Source organism: uncultured Rikenella sp. (assembly GCF_948810725.1).
Taxonomy (GTDB): Bacteria; Bacteroidota; Bacteroidia; order Bacteroidales; family Rikenellaceae; genus Rikenella.
In genome coordinates, this window is the sequence record NZ_CAQIVA010000001.1 from 19,988 (window position 1) to 40,234 (window position 20,247).

At 57.5% G+C, this 20,247-nt stretch carries 17 protein-coding genes and 2 CRISPR repeat arrays; of the genes, 13 read left to right on the forward strand and 4 right to left on the reverse strand.

Going from position 1 to position 20,247, the window contains the following annotated elements; genetic code table 11:
• Window positions 1-10: 10 nt before the first annotated feature.
• Window positions 11-631: a response regulator transcription factor gene (locus Q9S52_RS00115; protein ID WP_300829138.1), complete on the reverse strand. Its 621-nt coding sequence runs from the start codon at window positions 629-631 to the stop codon at window positions 11-13.
• Window positions 628-1,323 (reverse strand): hemerythrin domain-containing protein, encoded by a 696-nt coding sequence (locus Q9S52_RS00120; RefSeq protein WP_300726370.1) that lies wholly within the window; start codon window positions 1,321-1,323, stop codon window positions 628-630. The genes Q9S52_RS00115 and Q9S52_RS00120 overlap by 4 nt, the downstream gene beginning before the upstream one ends.
• Before the next feature lie 139 nt (window positions 1,324-1,462).
• On the opposite strand from Q9S52_RS00120, the gene Q9S52_RS00125 reads away from it, so the two are divergent.
• Genes Q9S52_RS00125 through cas2 form a run of 9 tightly spaced genes read left to right on the forward strand, consistent with a single transcriptional unit; the run spans window position 1,463 to window position 10,280 of the window.
• Complete coding sequence (locus tag Q9S52_RS00125; RefSeq protein ID WP_304707492.1) at window positions 1,463-2,374, forward strand: DMT family transporter; 912 nt, start codon at window positions 1,463-1,465, stop codon at window positions 2,372-2,374.
• A gap of 50 nt (window positions 2,375-2,424) precedes the next feature.
• Complete coding sequence (gene cas6, locus Q9S52_RS00130) at window positions 2,425-3,225, forward strand: CRISPR-associated endoribonuclease Cas6 (RefSeq protein ID WP_304707494.1); 801 nt, start codon at window positions 2,425-2,427, stop codon at window positions 3,223-3,225.
• 20 nt (window positions 3,226-3,245) lie between these two features.
• Window positions 3,246-3,824, forward strand: coding sequence for a hypothetical protein (locus Q9S52_RS00135; protein WP_370648976.1), 579 nt, complete (start codon window positions 3,246-3,248; stop codon window positions 3,822-3,824).
• A gap of 15 nt (window positions 3,825-3,839) precedes the next feature.
• The gene (cas3, locus tag Q9S52_RS00140; protein WP_304707498.1) at window positions 3,840-6,029 is read left to right on the forward strand and encodes a CRISPR-associated helicase Cas3'; all 2,190 of its coding nucleotides are present in this window, start codon (window positions 3,840-3,842) and stop codon (window positions 6,027-6,029) included.
• A 9-nt stretch (window positions 6,030-6,038) separates the two neighbouring features.
• Window positions 6,039-7,322 carry a hypothetical protein gene (locus tag Q9S52_RS00145; RefSeq protein ID WP_300726380.1) on the forward strand — a complete coding sequence of 428 codons (1,284 nt, stop codon included), beginning with the start codon at window positions 6,039-6,041 and terminating at the stop codon, window positions 7,320-7,322.
• 30 nt (window positions 7,323-7,352) lie between these two features.
• The gene (locus tag Q9S52_RS00150) at window positions 7,353-8,420 is read left to right on the forward strand and encodes a CRISPR-associated protein Cas7 (protein ID WP_297628457.1); all 1,068 of its coding nucleotides are present in this window, start codon (window positions 7,353-7,355) and stop codon (window positions 8,418-8,420) included.
• Window positions 8,421-8,444: 24 nt separating this feature from the next.
• On the forward strand, window positions 8,445-8,996 hold the full coding sequence (locus tag Q9S52_RS00155) for a CRISPR-associated protein Cas4 (RefSeq protein ID WP_300726383.1): 552 nt from the start codon (window positions 8,445-8,447) through the stop codon (window positions 8,994-8,996).
• Window positions 8,993-10,009: a type I-B CRISPR-associated endonuclease Cas1b gene (gene cas1b / locus Q9S52_RS00160; RefSeq protein ID WP_297628453.1), complete on the forward strand. Its 1,017-nt coding sequence runs from the start codon at window positions 8,993-8,995 to the stop codon at window positions 10,007-10,009. The genes Q9S52_RS00155 and cas1b overlap by 4 nt, the downstream gene beginning before the upstream one ends.
• Window positions 10,010-10,016: 7 nt before the next feature.
• Window positions 10,017-10,280, forward strand: a complete 264-nt coding sequence (gene cas2 / locus Q9S52_RS00165; protein ID WP_297628451.1) for a CRISPR-associated endonuclease Cas2 — start codon at window positions 10,017-10,019, stop codon at window positions 10,278-10,280.
• Window positions 10,281-10,489: 209 nt separating this feature from the next.
• Window positions 10,490-11,506: direct repeats of the CRISPR family, unit length 30 nt; unit sequence CTCCCAATCCTACAATAGTTGAATTGAAAT.
• Between the two features lie 16 nt (window positions 11,507-11,522).
• Window positions 11,523-11,746: direct repeats of the CRISPR family, unit length 30 nt; unit sequence CTCCCAATCTTACAATAGTTGAATTGAAAT.
• Window positions 11,747-11,885: 139 nt separating this feature from the next.
• Here cas2 and Q9S52_RS00170 read toward each other — a convergent pair.
• Complete coding sequence (locus Q9S52_RS00170) at window positions 11,886-13,223, reverse strand: DcaP family trimeric outer membrane transporter (RefSeq protein WP_304707503.1); 1,338 nt, start codon at window positions 13,221-13,223, stop codon at window positions 11,886-11,888.
• Between the two features lie 178 nt (window positions 13,224-13,401).
• Here Q9S52_RS00170 and Q9S52_RS00175 point away from each other — a divergent pair, with 178 nt between their 5' ends.
• Complete coding sequence (locus tag Q9S52_RS00175) at window positions 13,402-14,295, forward strand: RluA family pseudouridine synthase (RefSeq protein WP_297829612.1); 894 nt, start codon at window positions 13,402-13,404, stop codon at window positions 14,293-14,295.
• Between the two features lie 87 nt (window positions 14,296-14,382).
• Here the strand turns inward: Q9S52_RS00175 and Q9S52_RS00180 are convergent, their stop codons facing one another.
• Complete coding sequence (locus Q9S52_RS00180; RefSeq protein WP_300828842.1) at window positions 14,383-15,510, reverse strand: DUF4861 family protein; 1,128 nt, start codon at window positions 15,508-15,510, stop codon at window positions 14,383-14,385.
• 243 nt (window positions 15,511-15,753) lie between these two features.
• Here Q9S52_RS00180 and Q9S52_RS00185 point away from each other — a divergent pair, with 243 nt between their 5' ends.
• From Q9S52_RS00185 to Q9S52_RS00195, 3 genes are read left to right on the forward strand one after another with little or no spacing between them, the layout of a single operon-like run.
• Window positions 15,754-16,971, forward strand: a complete 1,218-nt coding sequence (locus Q9S52_RS00185) for a glucuronyl hydrolase (protein WP_370648982.1) — start codon at window positions 15,754-15,756, stop codon at window positions 16,969-16,971.
• Window positions 16,972-16,984: 13 nt separating this feature from the next.
• The gene (locus Q9S52_RS00190) at window positions 16,985-18,943 is read left to right on the forward strand and encodes a heparinase II/III family protein (RefSeq protein ID WP_304707508.1); all 1,959 of its coding nucleotides are present in this window, start codon (window positions 16,985-16,987) and stop codon (window positions 18,941-18,943) included.
• Between the two features lie 17 nt (window positions 18,944-18,960).
• Window positions 18,961-20,205, forward strand: a complete 1,245-nt coding sequence (locus Q9S52_RS00195; RefSeq protein WP_304707510.1) for a DUF2264 domain-containing protein — start codon at window positions 18,961-18,963, stop codon at window positions 20,203-20,205.
• The last annotated feature ends 42 nt before the right edge of the window (window positions 20,206-20,247 follow it).

A 20,247-nucleotide genomic window follows, 5' to 3' on the forward strand; every position in this document is an offset into this window, starting at 1 on the left:
CGAGGGACGATTATTCGATCTCCGACTGGTCTAACAAGTTGTTCAGCAGTGCATAAACCGTCAGCCCCGAGACGGTTTTGATACCGGTCTTTCGGCTGATGTTCTTGCGGTGCGAGATGACGGTGTGTACCGAGATGTGGTGCGCGTCGGCGATCTCTTTGTTGGTCATCCCTTTGGCCACGGAGACGAGGATCTCGCTCTCGCGGTCGGTCAGTTCGTAGTTCTCTCCGGTCGCGTTGTCGCTCTCCCGGGCCCGTTCTTCGATGGCCCGGCGCAGCTTGCGGACGATTTTGGGCCGGTCGTCGTAAATGTGCACGGCGCCGTGGTACTGCTTCAGTGTCTCCGGCTCGATAAAGCCGTAAACGACGGCTACCCAAGCCGTTTCGGGCAGGCGGTCGAATAGGCCGTGGAGGGTGTTCCGTTTTCGAAAGTCGATCACGGCGGGGTCGATCAGTACCAGGTCGGGTCGCACGATCGGAGCGCGTTCGAGCAGCGGGTCGAGCTCGTCGAAAAGGCCGCAGAGGTCGAACTCGCCGCCGGCACCGGTCAGCACGGACTGCAATCCGGCGGCGAGCAGGGGCGAAGGCTCGACAATGGCGAGCCGGATTTTTTTGTTCGGTCGGTCGTTCATCGTGTCTTCTCCTCCAATTGTTCGACCAGGGGTACCAGGATGCGATCCTCGATCAGAGAGTGTTTGCTCAGGTCGTCTTCCAGCAGGAAAAGGTCGAGCAGCAGCCGGTTGCGCGACGCTTCGGGCAGGCTGTCGGGCAGGTATTTGATGAGGATGTTTTTCAGGTCGCCCAGCTTCTCTTCGATATTGCTGTGGTTCTCCTCGAACTGGCCGATGGAGTAGCCCTCGTCGGAGAGGCGCCCCTCCGACAGGTTGTGGATATAGGGGAAGACGACGGTCTCTTCGTAGTTGAAGTGGCTGATGACCTCGCGGCTGTAGTCGTCGAAGAAGCGTTCCAGAATCCGTCCGTTCCGGGCTTCGCAGCCGGCGGCGAGGGTGAGCACCTGCTGCCGGATTTCGGGTATCTGGTTATCGAGGTAGTCGGTGTGCGACCGGTGCAGGTAGCGGGTCAGCTCTTCGGCTGTGAATGAATCGAGCTGGTCGGGCGAGGGCAGGAAGTCGTCGAAGGTGTAGATGTGGCACACCAGCAGAAAAAGGCTGGTCGAGAGGTCGTGCGCGCGGCAGATGTCGCCGACGCTTTTTTCGCCGAAACCGAGCCGGATACCGAACCGAGGCAGCACGAACAGCAGTCGGTAGTTGGTGTGGATCAGTTCGGCCATCTTCTGGTGTTCCGAGAAGAGCAGGTGTTTCATGGGCAGTCCAGGAGGAGTTCGTTTGGTGCAAAGATGTCGATTTCGGAGCAGATGTGAAAATCGACGCTGGTCGAATGAGGGAATTCGGCAGCGGCCGAGAGCGCCGGTGGCGGGATTTATCCGTATCTTCGCGGGAACTATGAAAAAGACAGTCGCTACACCGCGGCAGGAGGCCGCACGAAAGACCCGGGGAATCGCTTATGCGTTGATCTCTTCCGCCACATTCGGACTGATTCCGTTGTTCACCGTTCCGATCTTGTCGGCGGGGACGATGTCCGGGCCGTCGATTTTGTTTTACCGTTTCGGGCTGGCGACGATTTTGATCGGTCTGATCGGAGCGATGCGGGGAAAGAGTTTCCGGATCAACTTCCGGCAGGGGACGAAGCTGGTGGTGCTCGGGTGGTTCTATGCTGCCACGTCGATGTGGTTGTTGGAGTCGTACAGCATGATTCCCAGCGGGGTGGCGACGACGATCCATTTCCTCTATCCGGTGCTGGTGACGCTCATTATGGTGACTTTTTACCACGAACCGAAGTCGATTTGGATTTTCGGAGCGTCGGCGGTCTCGATCGCCGGAGTGGCGCTGCTCAACTGGACGGGCGGCGCGGTCAGCTATGAGGGGATTGCGACGGTGCTGCTCACGGTGGTGACTTATTCGATCTATATTGTCGGGGTCAATAAGTCGGGGATCGGACGGATGGATCCGATTCCGCTGACTTTCTACATCCTGTTGGCGGGGGCGTTGATGTTTGCTACGCATGCCGAGATGACGACGGGAATCGAGCTGGTGCGGGACGGGCGGACGGCGTTCAACCTGCTGGTGCTGGCGCTGGTTTCGACGGTGATTTCCGACCTGACGCTGGTGATGGCGGTGGAGCGGGTGGGGTCGACGATCGTTTCGGTGCTGGGGTCGCTGGAACCGCTGGTGGCTGTCCTGGTGGGTGTCTTCTGGTTTTCGGAGCCGTTCGGGTGGAAAGGTGCGCTGGGGCTGAGTCTGATTATCGGGTCGGTGGTGGTCGTAATCCTCCAAACGGAGAAGAGGCGTAAATAAATTTTGTTTTTCGGTTTGAAAAACGTATTTTTGGGTAAATCTTTCGGATTATGCGTTTCAAGATAGAGTTGCAGATAGATCGGATGTCGGGACGGGTGTTGCCGCTCAATTATCAGTATGAGCTGGCGGCGGCTGTTTACCGGTGTATGAGCCGGTGCGATGCCGAGTATGCGGCTTGGCTGCACGATAATGGTTTCACGGACGACGAGCGGGGTGGCAAGCGGATGAAGCTCTTCTGCTTTTCGAATATCCGGACTCCCCGGTTCGTGGTGGAGGCGGATCGGTTGCATATCGAGGGAGACCGGGCGACGTTTTATCTCTCTTTTCTGCCGGAGCGCAGTACGGAGGCTTTCGTAAAAGGGGCCTTTGCCGATCAGGTGCTGGAGGTGGGCGACCGGGTGTCGAGCGTCGTTTTCCGAGTAGTCGATTTGACGATTCTGCCGCCGCTTTCTCACACGGTGGCTGTGAACGACGAGGGATGGGCCGAAGGGGTGTTCCGTACGTTGTCGCCGGTGTGCGTCTCGCGGAAGAATCCGCAGACGGGACGGGCGGACTACCTCGCTCCGGAGGCAGAGGGGATGGCCGAGGCGTTGCGGAATAACCTCTGTCAGAAATACCGCTTTTTCTACGGCAAGGACTACGAGGGGCCGATGGATTTCGATTTCGAGGTGTGCGGAGCGGTGCGAAAGAAAAGGATTGCGATTAAACGGTTTACGCCGCAGGAGACGGGAGTTGTCGGGTATAACTATGCGTTCCGGTTGAGGTGTTCGCCGGAACTGCTCGACCTGGCCGGCGATTGCGGGTTGGGCGAGAAGGGGTCGTTGGGTTTCGGATTTATCGGTACGATGTAATTTGTTCGAGGGAAATGGTTATGGAACAGTCGTATTATACGGTGACTTATCGAGGAACGTTCGGTTTTATCAAGCCGTGGTTCGCGGTGCGTGACTCCAAGACGTACAGTCAGCAGTTTCTGACGCCGTCGATCGTGGAGGGGATCCAGCAGCGGCTGGAGGTCAATGCGATTTTGCGGCATAAACTGACCTATGCGGGGTTCAGCGTGCAGCAGGAGCAGATTCAGCCGCGGGGGTGGGAGCAGTTTCCGAAGCAGAAACGGATGGCGCGGCCGCGGTCGATCCTGAATCGGGGTGTCTTGCTGTCGCCGGTTCTGACGCTGGCTTTCGCTTCGGCCGGAGAGGCGGAACGGGCGGCGGAACAGCATATCTGCCTCTGTCGGAACGAGGATATTCTGCTGCCGGAATGGGAGGTGCGGATGATGTCGCCCGCGGAGTTCGACGCTTTGCCGGGTTACGAGCTGCGCTTCGGCCGAAAGGGGGAGCGGGGAGTCTTTCCGGTGGGATTCAACCGTTTCAGCGAGGCGCACGAGATGATGTACGGCCGGCTGGAGGTGGCCGGTAATCCGATACAGGCGCCGACGTATGATGTGGATTAGCGGCCGGTGCGGATCATGGGGGCATACGATCATATCTGGGCGAAAACGCCTCGGGTAGGCGAGGCGCAGGGGTTGCCGCTGGTCGATCATTTGCGACAGACGGCCTTTTGGGCCCGTCGGGTGGCTGCGGTGGTTGGTGTGGATGAAGAGGTGGCCGCGGCGGGAGCGTTGCTGCACGATGTGGGAAAGGTGTCACCGGTGTTCCAACGGCGGCTGCGGGGAACGAGGCCGGAGGGGACGATTTTCCGGCACGAGATCGCTTCGCTCTTCTTTCTGCTGTTGTTGCCCGAGGCGTGGCGGGGCCCGGTGGTCGAGATGGTGGCGGCGCACCATAAATCGGCGAAGAAGGATGTACGGGAGTTGGGGCTGTTGGATTTGGACGACAATGAAAAGTCGTTTGAGATACATAGCGCCGGATTCGACACCTGGTGTGCGGAGGCGTGCGGGATTATGCGCGAGGTCGGTCTGATCGGGCCGGAGGCGGCACGGACTCCGTACTCGTTGGAACAGGCGCGGGAGGGATATGAGCTGGCGGTGGCTTATTGTCGGGAGCGGATACGGCGGAAAGAGTGGTCGCTCTGGCGAGGTGTTCTGATGGCTGCCGACGGGATGGCTTCGGCGTTGGCAGAGGGAGGGGCGGCGGATCGGATCGATGCCGAACGGATTTTCCGGGTGCCGGATATGAGTTATTACGCTTCGCGGCGACACGAGCTTTATCCGCTCTCCCTGATGGATGCGGCGGATGCGAGGCCGCACACGATTGTGACGGCGCCGACGGGGGCGGGCAAAACCGATTTCCTGTTGCGCCGGTGTCGCGGGCGGGTTTTCTACACGCTGCCGTTTCAGGCTTCGATCAATGCGATGTACGATCGGATTCGGCACGATCTGGAGGGGACAGGAGCGGATGTAAGGCTGTTGCACGCCTCGTCGATGCTGAGGAACGAGGGCGGAAGGTGGGAGGAAAGGATTCTGCAACGGCATCCGGGGGCGTCGGTCAAAGTGATGACGCCGCACCAGATGGCTGCCGTAGCGTTCGGAGTGAAGGGGTATGAGGCGATGCTGGCCGATTTGCAGGGATGCGACGTGATTCTGGACGAAATTCATACGTATAGCGATACGATTCAGGCGGTTGTGTTGAAGATCGCGGAGGTGTTGCTGTCGGTCGGGTGTCGGGTGCATGTGGGAACGGCGACGATGCCGAGGGCGTTGTACGACCGGATGCTGGCTCTGCTGGGCGGCCCGGAGCGGGTTTGCGAGGTGCGGTTGCCGACGGAGGTGTTGGATACGTTCGACCGTCATCGGGTGTACAAACTGACGAACTGGGAGGCGGCCGGGTCGGTGGTGCGGGAGGCGGTGGAGCGGGGTGAAAAGGTGTTGGCGGTCTGCAACCGGGTGGCGCGGGCGCAGGAACTTTATGGCCGGCTGGCGGAGGAGTACGGGGCGGAAGTGCCGGTGATGTTGATTCACAGTCGCTTTAAACGGGGCGATCGGGCGGGACTCGAAAAGAGGCTGGTCGGGGAGCTGAACCGGCTGCCGGCGGGCGAGGGTTGTATCGTGGTGGCCACGCAGGTGGTGGAGGTCAGTCTGGACATCAGTTTCGATGTGATGGTCACCGAGTGTGCACCGCTGGATGCGCTGGTGCAACGTTTCGGACGCATCAACCGGCGGCGGACACCTGAAACGCGAGGGAACTTCCGGCCGGTGTATGTGGTGGCGCCTCCGGACGGGGTGCGGGAGGCGGCGCCTTATGATGCAGCGGTGTTGGAGCGGAGTTTCGACCTGTTGCCGGACGGCGACCTCTTTCGGGAGCGGGATGTGCAGCGGAGGCTGGATGCGCTCTATGAGGCTATACCGGATCGGGCGGAGGAGTTGGGTCTTCTGGCCGCTTATCGTGACGGACGGTGGCGGATCGGCGGTCTGATCCATCAGGCGAAGTCGGCTTTGTTGGAGGCGTTGGATATCGATTCGGCGGCCTGCATCGTCGAGGGTGATGTCGGGCGGTATCGGACGGCGTCGGCGGCGGAGCGGCTGGCGATGGAGATTCCGGTCTCCGTGCGGACGGTGCGGTATAGCGGTCTGAACCGTTTGTCGGAGTGCGGTAGCGAACCGTATGTGGTTCCGGATCGGGCTTATTCGCCGGAGACGGGTTTTTTGCCTGAGTTCGCCCGGCCGGAATTCGAGGATGTGACGAATCGTTTTTTGTAGTTTCGGATTATGATAACATCGTATATAGGAGGCCTCTTTCTGGAGGCGTACAACGCCCGCGAGGGGACGGGCTACAACGCGGAACGCTTTTTTACGGAGGTGTTCCATCCGTTGTTTTTCGACCACGAGAAGTATATGTTGTGGCCGACCAACTCGCCGTTTGTGCAGGGGGTGAAGAAAGACCGGCCTTTCACGGCCGTGCAGCGGAAAGAGAAGCTGGACGAGTTGCACCGGAAGATCCGGGAGGAGGCGGAAGCGGATGCCAGCATGGCGCTGGGATATCCGGCGGCCGGACTGACGGGTACGACGTCGGGACAAGTGACCGATATGGTGCTGCCGCTGGAGCCGGAGGATTATTACCTCTCGTGGATCGGGGCGTCGCTGGGGGTCGGTGTGGCGGGCGGCTGGGCGATTCTGTTCGACCGGCCGGAGATTCTGCTTGCCGTTTTCGACGGGTGGAAATATTACCGGGAGCTGTTGAACGGCGTCTCGCGGGCCGAGGGAAACAAGGCCCTGACGTGGAACGGCTGCTGGGTGCGGCATCGCTTCAGCGAGGATTTCGATCCGGACTATCCGACCGATAATTTTCTGCCCCACGAAAAGGTGGCGGGAGGGGTATCGGTCGGCTTCGAAACGGAGGGGTGGGCGAATATTCTACAGGAAATCGCTCGCCATTTTCCGCAGGAACGGCTGATGGGATACATCTGGAAATCGGGGCAGACCAACGAGACGATCGGATTTATTCCGTTCGAATTGCCGGAGATCGTGCGCCCCATTGATTTATACGTCCGGTTGTTCGGAATCGAGTCGGCCCGGAAGGCGAAGACCCTCTTCGGAACGGCCTGGGGGTTCGAACGGTGCTGCCAGCAGGGGAGCATCGGTATCCGGGCGATGGAGCCGAAGGGGCTGCGGGAGATTATGGAGGGGCGCAAGGCGTTGAAATACAAACCGGACGACGAACAGAACAAGATCACTTTTCAAACCTACTTAACCTGGATACTGGCTATGCTGAATAATGAAGAATTGCGGACTGTTGCCCGTGAACTCGCTGTGGAATTACATACGTATGTGCTCGAAAGCAAGCAGGGAAAAACTGATCGGGGAAATCAGATTGAGAATCTCCTGAAAGCCCGCCATCGGACGGCGTTTAATGATGCGATTCTGCCGATGATCGGTGTGCTGGGCGAGCATTCGAAATTATACGAGGTCTACACCCTGATCAACGGGAATATGCCTTCCGATAATGTACCGTATTTCCTCGGACTGCTGCGGGTCGAGTACGCCGTGTTGTAAAAAGAGAAACCAATAAAATCCCATAGAACGATGAATCCGTATATCTACCTGCGCGTGCTGCGCCATGCCGACCATACCGTTTTCTGTGTGCAGGACGGTCAGAAGTCTTATTATGATCCGACTTTCGGACGCCGGATGGCCTACTCCAGCGGACAACAGGTGAAACGTTCCGTACTGGAGGCGCTGACCGATGCGCTGGATGCACCGATGGCGCCCATCACGTTCAACTACGAGATCAATAAGGCCGGCAAGATGACCAACAAGGAACCGTGGTCACCGTGCGATCCGCACTACGTCGATCAGCTGATCGGCGGCTGGATGCGGGCTGCGTCGGAGAACTATACCGTGAAGCGGCGCAGTCCGTTGTCGATTTCGGCCATGCGGCCGCTGCATCCGTTGTTGGGCGGGATGGAGATGGAGACTGAAAATCTGACTTTCGACCGCAGCGACCGGCCGGAAAACCATCCGGTGATCGTCCGGATGGAGGGTCAAAAGGAGCCGATGACTGAGGAACAGATCGACGAATGGTTGAAAGGGAATTGCCGGACGTTGCCCCGTCGTCATTGGATTCCCGACAACCGGCGAGCCAGCGGGCTCTTTGTGTTCGACGTGGCGATCGATTTACGGCGGCTGTTTTGCGTATCGACCAACCCGCACGAACCGGAGCTGACGCCGGAGATGATCGAGACGTTGAAAAACGAGGGGTGGATCGAGAGCGAGAATAGGTTCGGACACTGTCTGGTTCTGCCGAAAGAGAAACGCGAAGAGGTGATTCCGGCCTTGGCGCATGCCTTGTTGAACTGGCGGATCACCTCCAATCAGGCGCGGACGTTCAGCCTGATGGAGACGCTGGCGGTGGCGATCAGCGACAATGCCAATACGCTGGCCGGTGCCATTCGCACCAAACTGATCGATGACGGGGGAGACCGTCCGAAGGCGAAACCGGTCGTGGACGGTTCGGCCGGAGCAGATGTGTTCGTCACGTTGCCGGCAGCCGGTTATTTCGCCACCTCGATCGAGAGTGCCGACGCGCTGGCGGCTGCGGAACGCGATCTGACCGAACGGATGCTGGCGTTCGACTACGAGCATCAGAAGTAGGTCGGAGAATGGTTGTCGAAGCATATGAAGTACGGCGGAGGCCATTTTAATTACCTGCTGGTCTGCCCGCGTAAGCTGTGGCTTTACGCGGGCGGAGTGGGCATGGAGCATACCTCGGAACGGGTGGCTGAAGGGAAATTGCTGCACGCGACGGCCTATCCGTCGCGGCCGGGGCGGTACGAAGAGCTGGAGGTGGGGCCGGTGAAGATCGATTTTTATGATCCCCGGCAGCGGGTGATTCACGAAATCAAATTGTCCGACCGGATGGAGGAGGCTCATATCTGGCAGGTCAGATACTACCAGCTGGTGTTGGAACAGATCGGGATAGCGGGGGTGCGGGCGGTGGTGGAGTATCCGTCGATTCGCCATACGGAGCAGTTGGGGGAGTTGACCGATGAAGATCGGGTACGGTTGAGCGAGATGGAGAGACGGATAGATCGGATCGTCGAGTCTGAACAATGTCCGCCGATTCCTCCGAAACGGAAGGGAATTTGCCGCCGATGCAGCTATTTTGACTTCTGTTATGTCGGTGAGGCGGTTCCTGAAGAGGATTCGGATCAGGAGGATTCGTTATGAAACGTAATTATTATCTCTTTAATCCGGGCGTGCTGACCCGGCAGGACAATACGCTGAAGTTCACGCCCCGGGTGACGGACGAGGACGGGGTGGTGCGGGAGGGAACGCCGCGCTTTATTCCGGTGGAGACCGCCGAGGATTTCTATGTCTTCGGTTCGCTGGATGCGCCGAGTTCGCTCTACAATTTTCTGGGACAGAACGATGTGGCGGTTCACTTTTTCGATTATTACGAAAATTACACCGGGTCGTTTATGCCGCGTGATTCGTTGTTGTCCGGGCGTATGATTCTGGCTCAGGCTGCCGCTTATCAGGTTCCGAAACGGCGGCTGGAGATTGCGCGCCGATTCATCGAGGGGGCGGCTTTCAACATGCTCAAGAATTTGCAGTATTACAACCGGCGCGGAAAGGACACCCTGCCGATGAAAGAGGCGATCGAAGGCTATGCGGCCCAGATTCCGCGGGTTGGTGCGGTGGATGAGCTGATGGGAATCGAGGGAAATATCCGGCAGACCTATTATCAGGCTTTTGATCTGATTCTGAATGATTTCGAGATGGGTGTCCGGACGAAGCAGCCGCCGCAGAACGAGGTGAACGCTTTGATCTCGTTCGGCAACATGATGTGTTATGCGCAGTGTCTGCGGGCGATCCATCAGACGCAGCTCAATCCGACGATCAGCTATCTGCACGCGCCGGGTGAACGTCGGTTTTCGCTCTCGCTGGATATTTCGGAGATTTTCAAACCGATTGTCGTGGATCGGGTGATATTCAATGTGCTGAATAAACGACAGATTCAGGAAAAACACTTTGACCGCTCGTTGAATCGGTGTGTGTTGAACCGGTCGGGACGGGAAATTTTCGTGAAGGCATTGGAGGAGCGTTTTCTGGAGACGATCCAGCATCGGAAATTGGGCCGGAAGGTGAGTTATCGTTACCTGATCCGGTTGGAGTGTTACAAATTGACAAAACATTTGTTGGGAATGGAGGAGTACAAACCGTTTAAAATGTATTGGTAAGCGTGCGATGTATGTGATTTTGGTTTATGATTGCGGTGAAAAGCGGGTGGGGAAGATGCTAAAGTTATGCCGGCGTTATTTGTCGTGGATTCAGAACTCGGTGTTCGAGGGCGAGATCACGGCGGTGAAGCTGCGGGAGCTGGAGTTGCAGGCGAAGGAAATTATGGATACGGAGGAGGATAGCCTGATTATCTTCGAGAGCCGGAATGAGCGGTGGCTGGACAAGCGGATCATAGGGTGCGAGCGGGCTTCGGTGGATAATTTCCTATAGTTGTCGTTCGTGTTGTGTGACCTGCTGTGCGGCGGTGTGATGTGTGGTGCCGGGTTCTTTGATATATTGAAAATCAGATAAATATCAAAGTTGTCGATCTCCGTATGTTTTCGCGGGATTGGAGGTCGACAACTTTCTGATGTCAGAAAAATGTTTTTTACACTTCTAATCGTTTGATTTTTAGTGTGCTGATTTGTCATTTTTCACGGCTCCCAATCCTACAATAGTTGAATTGAAATTGTTGTACGCGACCGACCCAAATTCCGCCAGATACCCTCCCAATCCTACAATAGTTGAATTGAAATGTGGTGCGCCCGCGCATCGCCTCGGTAGTGGCGACCTCCCAATCCTACAATAGTTGAATTGAAATGAAATAGAATGTGGGTGTTGCAACCAGAGGAAGCTCTCCCAATCCTACAATAGTTGAATTGAAATTTAAAAGAGATCTTGGCGGCACATTCGGAGGATTCCGCTCCCAATCCTACAATAGTTGAATTGAAATGTTGTACCAGCTCACTACATGGTCGTACGAGATCGGCCTCCCAATCCTACAATAGTTGAATTGAAATCACCCCCGAAGCTTCTTACAGTTCGGGGTATCAGGCTCCCAATCCTACAATAGTTGAATTGAAATTTCCTGGGTGTTCGCATAATAATTACGAAAGATATCCTCCCAATCCTACAATAGTTGAATTGAAATGACAGTCCTTGATCTGCGAACGGATATTCGTACTCGTCTCCCAATCCTACAATAGTTGAATTGAAATGTTGGAGCTGCTCATTTTTCAGTTTGAAATCGCCAACTCCCAATCCTACAATAGTTGAATTGAAATGTTCTTTCGAATGAGCGTACTCTGAAAGAGTGGAAACTCCCAATCCTACAATAGTTGAATTGAAATGTGGATAAAGAGACTCTGCTTACGAGAGACGTCAATCTCCCAATCCTACAATAGTTGAATTGAAATTTGTTATAATATTTCGGGGCAATGGTCAAGGTAACTCCCAATCCTACAATAGTTGAATTGAAATGATATCCGCATCGGGGTCATACTGGCCTGCCTCGTCCTCCCAATCCTACAATAGTTGAATTGAAATTGTCTGGTCGGGCCAATTACTACGCTCCAGCTCCGCTCCCAATCCTACAATAGTTGAATTGAAATTGTCCAAAGAATCAGTCTCCGCTTTACTTCATCAACCTCCCAATCTTACAATAGTTGAATTGAAATACTTTTAACGAAAGGTCTCCCAATCTTACAATAGTTGAATTGAAATGCAGATAATTAAAGTCAGGTTAGGAGGTAGTCGGCCTCCCAATCTTACAATAGTTGAATTGAAATTTCTTAATGATTCCTACTCAAAAACATCCCGAAGACTCCCAATCTTACAATAGTTGAATTGAAATATCGGTCTCGGAAAGTCCGACGAGCCGAAGCCAACTCCCAATCCTACAATAGTTGAATGGAAATATTGGCAACTATTTGTCGCAGTACTTCGCAAACCTCTGCACAATGCGTAATCGTATAATTGTTGAGTTCGTGATAAAAACAAACGGGGAGACGCCGAAGCAGCTCCCCGTTGCCGGATTTACGGTATGGAAATTCTCCGTTAGAAGTTGAACTGAACCATCATTTGAGCCCGGTTTGCATGCGCTTTGGCATGATCCGCATTCTTGCGCGTGCCGTAGAGGTATTCCGCGCCGACGCTGAAGGCCGGAGTGATGTGGTAGAACAAGTTACCCACGATGTATTGCGACAACCGATAAGTGTCCGGAGCCTGAGCGAAATAGTTGTTGCGGTTCCATACGCTTACCTGGCTGTACGCTGCATTCATCTGCCAGCTCGGGCTGAAATTCACCTGGAAACCCGCCAACCAGCCCATGGCCGGCAAAGTCTGCAAACGGCCGCTCCGCAGCGGATTCGAAACCAAGTCGTATCCGTTGCCGTTCAGGTCCTGGATGTAGTTTTCGATCCCCTCGCCGTAGACCACCTGTCCGAAAACGTTCGCCGAACGACTCAGCGCGATCCGACCGCTCAGCATGGCCCCCCAGCCCACTTTCGTGATGGTACTCAGGTTCACATTGTCGTAGTAGTTCATCGTACGGATGATCCCCGACGCACGCAAGTGGCTGCGCCCCTGCGCCCAGTTGTACTGGAAGTAGACCGGGAAGTCCGGAACCCGTTGAGGTACGATATAGGCCGCTTCGCCCGGAGTCGTGGCGCTCACGCCCGGCATTTCGGCCGCTACCGCGAATTCCCAGTTCGGGCTGATCTGCAAGTGGTAGCGAACCATCAGATTCCGTTGGTACGTATAGGCATTCGGCCCCTGGAAGTCGATCGTGGTCGGCGCAGCGTCCAGGTCGACGAACGTCGTGGTGCGCTGACCGAACGTCAGGCCTTTGAACGACACATAGGCCTCGCGCAACCGAAGAACGTTGTCTCCGCCGCGGAAGTCGGTTTCGACGTAGGTCTCGATGTTACCCAGCGCCTTGGTGTGTACGATGGTCTTGAAGAAGAGCCGCGAGGTGCTGGCATCCATCCGGAAACGCTGTTTGTTCGACGGCGTCTGGATCATCGGGATGTCGTACGTCACGAAGTCCTTGTTTTGGATCACATTGCTCCAGTCATACGTCGTCCGGAAGCTGACGAAGCCCCCGATCCCGAACACCGCCTTGTTGGCCCGATCCGAGATGATGAAATTCGGGACACCCGATTGTTGGAACCCCGGTTTGACGGTTTGGGCATAGATGTCGATCGCCCGGCCTTTCAGCATCCAGACGTCGTCTGTTTGCGGATCGGCGCCGATGATCCATACCGTGTTGCGTTTGTCGTGGCGGTGCCGTTGCGGATTTTCGCTGGAGGCGGCGGTAGAGGCATCGTCGGCCCAGGCGCCGAGCGATCCGAGCCCGAGAGCTGCGGTGGCCAGTAACGTGTAGAAGGTTTTCATAAAATAAGATGGTTTAAATGGGTAAATAATGAAATAGGTGTGGATAAAAACCTCCTTGGGCAGGGACAATTTTTGTGCCAAAGGCGATGCGACCGGCGGACGGAAGAGGCGTCGGTTCGTTCGCGTTCTATGAGGCGGCGGGTAGGGTTTGTGCCGCGAAATCCCTATTTTTGTCCCCATGAAAACAAAATCGCAACCGGCTTCGGGCCGAATACAGATCGCAGTAGAGGAGGGGAGTACGTTGTTGCCCTTTCTGTTCGCCTATTTTTCGGGCCGGAGCCGGACGACGGTCAAATCCTATCTGGCTCACCGCCAGGTCGCGGTGAACGGGTGTATCACGACTCAGTTCGATACGCCGCTCGCGCCGGGTGATCGGGTGGAGGTCGATCTGGGGCGGGTGCGCGAGGGGATTTCGCATCCGAAGTTACGCATCGTCTACGAGGACGACGACCTGATCGTGGTCGAGAAACGGAACGGGCTGCTCTCGGTGGCGACCGACAAGCAGATTATGCAGACGGCCTACAGCATCCTGAGCGAGCATGTGAAACAGGACGATCCGCGGAACAAGATATTCGTCCTGCACCGTCTGGATCGGGAGACCTCCGGACTGATGATGTTCGCCAAGAGCGAGGAGGTGAAGACCCGGGTACAGAGCAGCTGGACGGAGACGGTCGTGGAGCGGAAATATTATGCGGTGGTCGAGGGGCGGGTGGAGCAGGCCGAGGGGGTGATTTCGACCTACCTGACCGAGAGTAAGGCGATGAAGGTCTATGTGACGAACCGCGAGGAGGGGAAGAAGGCCGATACGGCGTTTCGGGTGTTGAAGTACTCGGCGCGGAACGACGTGACACTGCTGGAGCTGGAGTTGGAGACGGGGCGGAAGAATCAGATTCGGGCGCACATGGAGTACATCGGTCATCCGATCGTCGGCGATAAGAAGTACGGCTCGCGGCGGGCGTTGATCGGCCGGGTGGCGTTGCATGCGGGGGTGCTGAGTTTCATCCATCCGACCACGGGGAAACGGCATGACTTTTCGACGCCGGTGCCTCGGAAATTCTCGGAACTCTTTTAGCCGGCGGTGGTCGAAAGTAAAATCGGCGGGGCGAACCTTTGCAATTTAGGTTCGCCCCGCCGATTTTTTATACGGAGTGGTCAGCTGTTACTTGAACGTCACCACCAGCGGATGTTCTGCCTTGGCCGTCTCGTCCAGAATCAATTGCGCCATCGCCTCCGAGGTCGGCGCCTCGCGCTTGCTCCATGCCGCTCCCATCCGATAGGTAAACGGCTTGCCCTGCGGAATGACGGTGCTCGCCAAGAGATGTCCCAGTCGGGTCTCTACCTTGATCTCGCAGGGGAAGACCAGACCGATGCCCGTATGCCCGTTGTCCGGGGTGTTGTCCGTGTTGAGCGGCTCCCAATAGCCGACCTTCCGGATCGGTTTGTCCAGCAGGTCGATCACCCGGCCGCCCGGCCCGCGCAGCACGACTCCCGCCGCCACCCGCAGTTCATCGAAATCGCCGGTGTACTCTTCCGTAATCCGGTTGAAGGGGGTATGAGCGTCGAGCGAAATCGTCCGCCGCTCGGTCACCGTCAAGCTGTCGACCGGGAACGGCGCATAATCCAGCTGGAAAGTCACCCGTATCGGCCCGTTGTCCAGTACTTTGTAGCCGGTGAAATTGTTGCCTAACCACAGCTTTCCTCTCTCGTACGGCGCCATGGCTCCCGCCCCGAGCGTCCGGCCGACTTTGTAGCAGTCGAGGCCTTCGCCCCGGTCGGTGTGGTAGTCGTACCCCGGCCGATACCACCGGTTGATGACCAAACTGTCGGTGTGTTTCAACCAGATGTCGATCCCGTTGCTGATTTCGCCCGTCCGTTCGAGCGCCGGCCCGTACATCCGGTAGGCGATCCGGTCGTTCTCCCAGGCGAAATCGTCCATCCGCTCCGGCACGAATCGTCCGTACGCCTGTGCCCGAAAGTCTTCCCGCATGCCGCTCTCCAACCGGTAGGTCGTCGAGCTGCGCGGCCCGACCGTCGCCTGGAAAATCAGCGACTGCGGCTCCACGCCGCCGTAATAGAGCACCTGCGACGGCAACTGTTCGCCCTTCGGCCCGATCACCACGATGTCTTCGGGCGTAATCCCCGGCAGCCGTTTCTGCACCTCTTTCCAGTCGAGTTCGACCGTTTCGTCGGTCCGGTTGAGCTTCAGCGGGTTGGCGACCTTCACCTTGACGCCTCCGCAGGAGAGGCAGAGCACGAGGGCGCCCAAAAGCGGGAGTAATTTTTTCATAGGGGTACGTATCTGAAATTTTTCGCGCAATGCGACAGGATTATCCTGACAAATATAACAAAATAAATCGGGGCTTAAAAATCAGGCTGTTTTTGCGGTTCGGGGTCAGTGGCTTGTTGCGGTCGGCAGAGGGGGCCGGAGGGAAGAAGAATTTAAATTTCGTATTTTTGTCTTTTCCTGCTCCGGAGTGCCTTTGCGGCGCGGCGGAGGGAGTGAACGGACAACCAAACTCTTTAAAATATGATGAAAAACTTTTTACCGACAGCGGCTGTTCTGGCTGCCGGGAGCCTGCTGTGGGGCGGCCTCTCGTCTGAACCGGCCTCTGCGAAAAACCGGAAAATCGCGCCGGTGATTACCGAAAATGTCGATTTTGCGGCCCAACAGGTCCAACTGATGGTCGACACGATGGATACGTTCAAGAATATCCCGAGTCCCCGGACGTTGAATGAGAAGGGACAGCTGGCTTTCACCACGCTGGACGACTGGACGAGCGGATTTTTCCCGGGGACGCTGTGGTACCTGTACGAGCTGACGGGAGACAGCAAGTGGCTCAAGCCGGCGGTGCACTATACCGAGGGGATGGAGCGGATCAAATACTACCGGGGGAATCACGACATCGGTTTTATGATCTTCTGTTCGTTCGGCAACGGGCTGCGGCTGACGGAGAAGGAGCCTTACAAAGAGGTGATCGTAACGGCGGCCCGGACGCTGAGTGAGCGGTATCGTCCGGGGGCGGGCGTGATCCAGTCGTGGCCGCAGTGGCGCGGGTGGGACTGCCCGGTGATTATCGACAATATGATGAATCTGGAGCTGCTGTTCGAGGCGACGCGGATGAGCGGCGACTCGTCGTTCTGGAAGATCGCCACGTCGCATGCCGACCGTACGATGAAGTATCACTACCGGCCGGATATGAGCTGCTACCATGTGGTGGACTATGATTCGAAGACGGGGGCGGTGCGCAGCCGGGTGACGGCGCAGGGCTATGCCGACTCTTCGGCCTGGGCGCGCGGACAGGCCTGGGGGCTGTACGGCTACACGCTTTGTTACCGCTATACCCGCGATCCGAAATACCTGAAACAGGCGGAGGATATCGCGAAGTTCATCTTTACGAACAAGAACCTGCCGGAGGATTTGATTCCCTATTGGGATTACGATGTGCCGAACATCGAGCGGGAGCCGCGCGACGCTTCGGCAGCGGCGGTGACGGCTTCGGCGCTCTATGAGCTCTCGACCTATGTGGGGCGCAAGCGGGGTAAAGAGTATAAGAAGCTGGCCGACCGGATCGTCGAAACGCTCGGTTCGCCGGCTTATCGGGCCGAATTGGGCGAGAACGGCTATTTCGTCCTGATGCACTCGACGGGCAACAAACCGGGGCCGTCGGAGGTGGATGTGCCGCTGGTCTATGCGGACTATTACTTCCTCGAAGCGCTGAAACGGAAACGGGATTTGGAAAACAAATAATCGCCGAACGGAAATGAAACGGACAAATCGGTTGCTGACGGTGCTGCTGACGGCTCTTTTCGGGGCGGCACCCCTTTCGATGCAGGCGGCGCCGGCGACTAAGGCCAAGCCCGACCTTTTGCAGAAAGCCGCTCGGCGGTACGATATGGATTCCCTCTGTCGGGAGGCGTACCGGCCTTATCCGGGGTATGCGGATCGCAATTTTTGGCAGTCGCTGCCGGAGGAGGTGAAGCGGCAGGCGGTGGCGCAGGCGGAGGCCCGGCTGGACTATGTATGGCGCAGTGTAACGGTCACTTCGTATCTCGATTTCGCCCGCAAGGGGATTCGCCGGCCCAACGACCTGCATATCGCCGAACGGTATTCGACGCTGGCCGATCTGATGTTCGGCGAGCTGGTCGAGGGCAAGGGACGGTTTCTGGATCAGATCGCCGACGGGGTGTGGTCGCTGTGCGAGCAGAGTACGTGGGTGGCGACGGCGCATATCTACTGGCAGCTGAGCGGGACGGCGGTGCCGGATATCGACCGCCGCACGATCGACCTCAGCGGCGGAATGACGGCCAATACGCTGGCCTGGGCCTACTACTTCTTCAAGGAGGATCTGGGCAAATTGTCGCCCACGATTCCGCAGCGGCTGCGGGCCGAGTTGAACCGCCATACGCTGGATGTCTATCTGAATCGCGACGACATGTTCTGGCTCGGGTTCCGCGAGGGGGCGCAGGTCAATAACTGGAATCCGTGGTGCAATTTCAATGTGCTGACGACGGCGTTGCTGGTCGAGGAAAATCCGGAGCGGCGGGCGGCGATCGTGAAGAAGACGATGCGGTCGGTGGATCAGTTCATCAACTTTTTCAAGCCTGACGGAGGGTGCGAAGAGGGGCCTTCGTACTGGACGCATGCGGCGGGGATGATGAACAACTACCTCGAAGTGCTGAAAGGCTATTCGAACGGCCGGATCGATCTGTTCGGCGAGCAGCGGGTGAAGAATATCGGGCTCTATATCGCCAATGCGCATATCGACAGTCTCTATTTCGTCAATTTTGCCGATGCCGAGGCCAAGGCTTCGCCGGGGGCGTCGACGGTGTTCCGTTACGGGCGCAATATCGGCGACAGTACCATGATGCGGTTCGGCTCGTACCTCGGTACGCTGACCGGCTTTGCTGACAACCCGCTCAGCGGGACGATGGACAATCGGCTCAAGACGGCGTTTATCTATAAGGATATGTGTGCGGCCCAACCGGTGGCTCCGTTGTATCGGTCGGTCTGGATGGACGGCATCGAGGTGGCGGTGGCGCGAACCGAAGGCGGGAGCGCCGAGGGGTTGACGCTGGCCGCCAAGGGTGGATACAATGCCGAGAGCCATAACCACAACGACGTGGGGAGTTTTATCCTCTATGTGGACGGTCAGCCGGTGATGGTGGACGCCGGGGTGGGAACCTACACGGCGGCGACGTTCGACCACCGGCGCTACACTATTTGGATGATGCAGTCGGAGTTTCACAACCTGCCGGTTATCAACGGTTTCGGACAGAAGGACGGTGGGAGATACCGTTCGCGGAACGTAAAACATACGGATAACGGGCGGGTGATGAATTTCTCGTTGGATATGGCGGGGGCTTATCCGGCCGAGGCGGCGTGCCGCAGCTGGGTGCGCGACTACCGCTTCGACCGGCGGAGAAATACGGTCACGCTGACCGATACGTATGATTTGTCGGAGGTAAAGGGGCCGGTGGCCTTGAATTTCCTGACCTGCGGGACGGTGGCGTCGGGCCGTGGGGGAGTTGAAATCCAGAGCGGGGACAAGACTTTGCGCATGGCATTCGACCTTTCGAAATATGAACTGACGACCGAGGCGGTGGAGCTGACCGATCCGCGGTTGTCGAACATCTGGGGCGAGCGGTTGACCCGGATTGTCCTGAAGGTCAAAAATCCGAAACGACGGGATGCCTTGCAGGTGACTTTTTTACAGCAATAATTGGGAGCATGAAATCGATGAAACGTTTATTGGCGGTCGCGCTGGCCGCGGTGTGTATCTTGCCGGATGGCTGGGCGGCCCGGAAAAAACAGGCTGAACAGCCGAAATCGGATCGCGAAGTGTGGGCCGAGACGGCTTATAAAATCGCTTATCCGGTGTTGTCGAATCTGGCGGCGGGGACGCTGCACGCGAATATGCCGATCGAACAGCGCGGGCCGTCGCATCCGGAGTACGGAGCCTATGGCGACCGGACGAAGTACGCCTATCTGGAGGCGTTGGGACGGACGATCTGCGGGATCGCTCCGTGGCTGGAGCTGCCGGTGGATACCACGACCCGGGACGGGAAGATGCGCAAGGAGCTCCTCGACCTCTCCATCCGGGGATTGCGGAATGCGATGGACACGACGTCGGCGGACTACATCAGTTTTGCGGTAGGGTATCAGGCGCTGGTGGATGCGGCGCACCTGGCGCAGGGGTTGATGCGTGCGCCGAAAAACCTGTGGGGCGGTCTCGACGAGGCGACCCGGGAGCGGATCGTCTACGAGATGAAACAGACGCGGAAGGTGCGGCCGAATGTGAGCAACTGGCTGATGTTCACGGCGCAGATCGAAGCTTTTCTGCGTTCGGTGGGCGAGGGGTACGATCAGGTGCGGGTGGACTATCCGGTACGGCAGATGAACGCCTGGTATAAGGGCGACGGGGTCTACGGCGACGGCGAACCGTTCCACTGGGACTACTACAACAGTTTCGTCATCCAGCCGATGCTGATCGACGTGCTGGGGGTGATGGGCGACGGATTTCCGGGGTTGCGCGAACGGGTGCTGAAGCGGGCGGCGCGTTATGCGGAGGTCACCGAGCGGATGATTTCGCCCGAGGGGACGATTCCGCCGCTGGGACGGTCGTTGCAGTATCGGACGGCGGCGTTGCAGGTACTTTCTCAGATGGCCTTGCAGGATCGTCTGCCGAAGAGCCTCTCGAAAGGGCAGGTGCGGAGCGCGATGACGGCCGTCATCCGGCGCTTTTTCGAACAGCCGGGGACGTTCGACGCGAACGGCTGGCTGCGGATCGGTTTCTGTGGCGCGCAGCCGGAGATCGGTGAGGCGTACACCTGTACGGGGAGTCTCTATCTCTGTCTGACCGGTTTTCTGGCTTTAGGTTTGCCGGAGGACGATCCGTTCTGGACGGCGCCGGGCGAGCCTTGGACGTCGCGACGAGCCTGGAGCGGCGAACCGTTTCCGCAGGATCACTCCATCGGAGATTGAAAACGGCGCGGGCACCTTCCGGAAGAGGGTGCCCGCGCTGCG

Excerpts from the sequence above, each read along its gene's own strand:
- cas2 (WP_297628451.1), top strand. The coding sequence starts at position 10,017 with ATGTATGTGATTTTGGTTTATGATTGCGGTGAAAAGCGGGTGGGGAAG.
- Q9S52_RS00175 (WP_297829612.1), top strand. The coding sequence starts at position 13,402 with ATGAAAACAAAATCGCAACCGGCTTCGGGCCGAATACAGATCGCAGTA.
- Q9S52_RS00190 (WP_304707508.1), top strand. The coding sequence starts at position 16,985 with ATGAAACGGACAAATCGGTTGCTGACGGTGCTGCTGACGGCTCTTTTC.
- Q9S52_RS00145 (WP_300726380.1), top strand. The coding sequence starts at position 6,039 with ATGATAACATCGTATATAGGAGGCCTCTTTCTGGAGGCGTACAACGCC.
- cas3 (WP_304707498.1), top strand. The coding sequence starts at position 3,840 with ATGGGGGCATACGATCATATCTGGGCGAAAACGCCTCGGGTAGGCGAG.
- Q9S52_RS00125 (WP_304707492.1), top strand. The coding sequence starts at position 1,463 with ATGAAAAAGACAGTCGCTACACCGCGGCAGGAGGCCGCACGAAAGACC.
- Q9S52_RS00180 (WP_300828842.1), bottom strand. The coding sequence starts at position 15,510 with ATGAAAAAATTACTCCCGCTTTTGGGCGCCCTCGTGCTCTGCCTCTCC.
- Q9S52_RS00135 (WP_370648976.1), top strand. The coding sequence starts at position 3,246 with ATGGAACAGTCGTATTATACGGTGACTTATCGAGGAACGTTCGGTTTT.
- Q9S52_RS00120 (WP_300726370.1), bottom strand. The coding sequence starts at position 1,323 with ATGAAACACCTGCTCTTCTCGGAACACCAGAAGATGGCCGAACTGATC.
- Q9S52_RS00195 (WP_304707510.1), top strand. The coding sequence starts at position 18,961 with ATGAAACGTTTATTGGCGGTCGCGCTGGCCGCGGTGTGTATCTTGCCG.
- Q9S52_RS00150 (WP_297628457.1), top strand. The coding sequence starts at position 7,353 with ATGAATCCGTATATCTACCTGCGCGTGCTGCGCCATGCCGACCATACC.
- cas6 (WP_304707494.1), top strand. The coding sequence starts at position 2,425 with ATGCGTTTCAAGATAGAGTTGCAGATAGATCGGATGTCGGGACGGGTG.
- Q9S52_RS00185 (WP_370648982.1), top strand. The coding sequence starts at position 15,754 with ATGAAAAACTTTTTACCGACAGCGGCTGTTCTGGCTGCCGGGAGCCTG.
- Q9S52_RS00170 (WP_304707503.1), bottom strand. The coding sequence starts at position 13,223 with ATGAAAACCTTCTACACGTTACTGGCCACCGCAGCTCTCGGGCTCGGA.
- Q9S52_RS00115 (WP_300829138.1), bottom strand. The coding sequence starts at position 631 with ATGAACGACCGACCGAACAAAAAAATCCGGCTCGCCATTGTCGAGCCT.
- cas1b (WP_297628453.1), top strand. The coding sequence starts at position 8,993 with ATGAAACGTAATTATTATCTCTTTAATCCGGGCGTGCTGACCCGGCAG.
- Q9S52_RS00155 (WP_300726383.1), top strand. The coding sequence starts at position 8,445 with ATGAAGTACGGCGGAGGCCATTTTAATTACCTGCTGGTCTGCCCGCGT.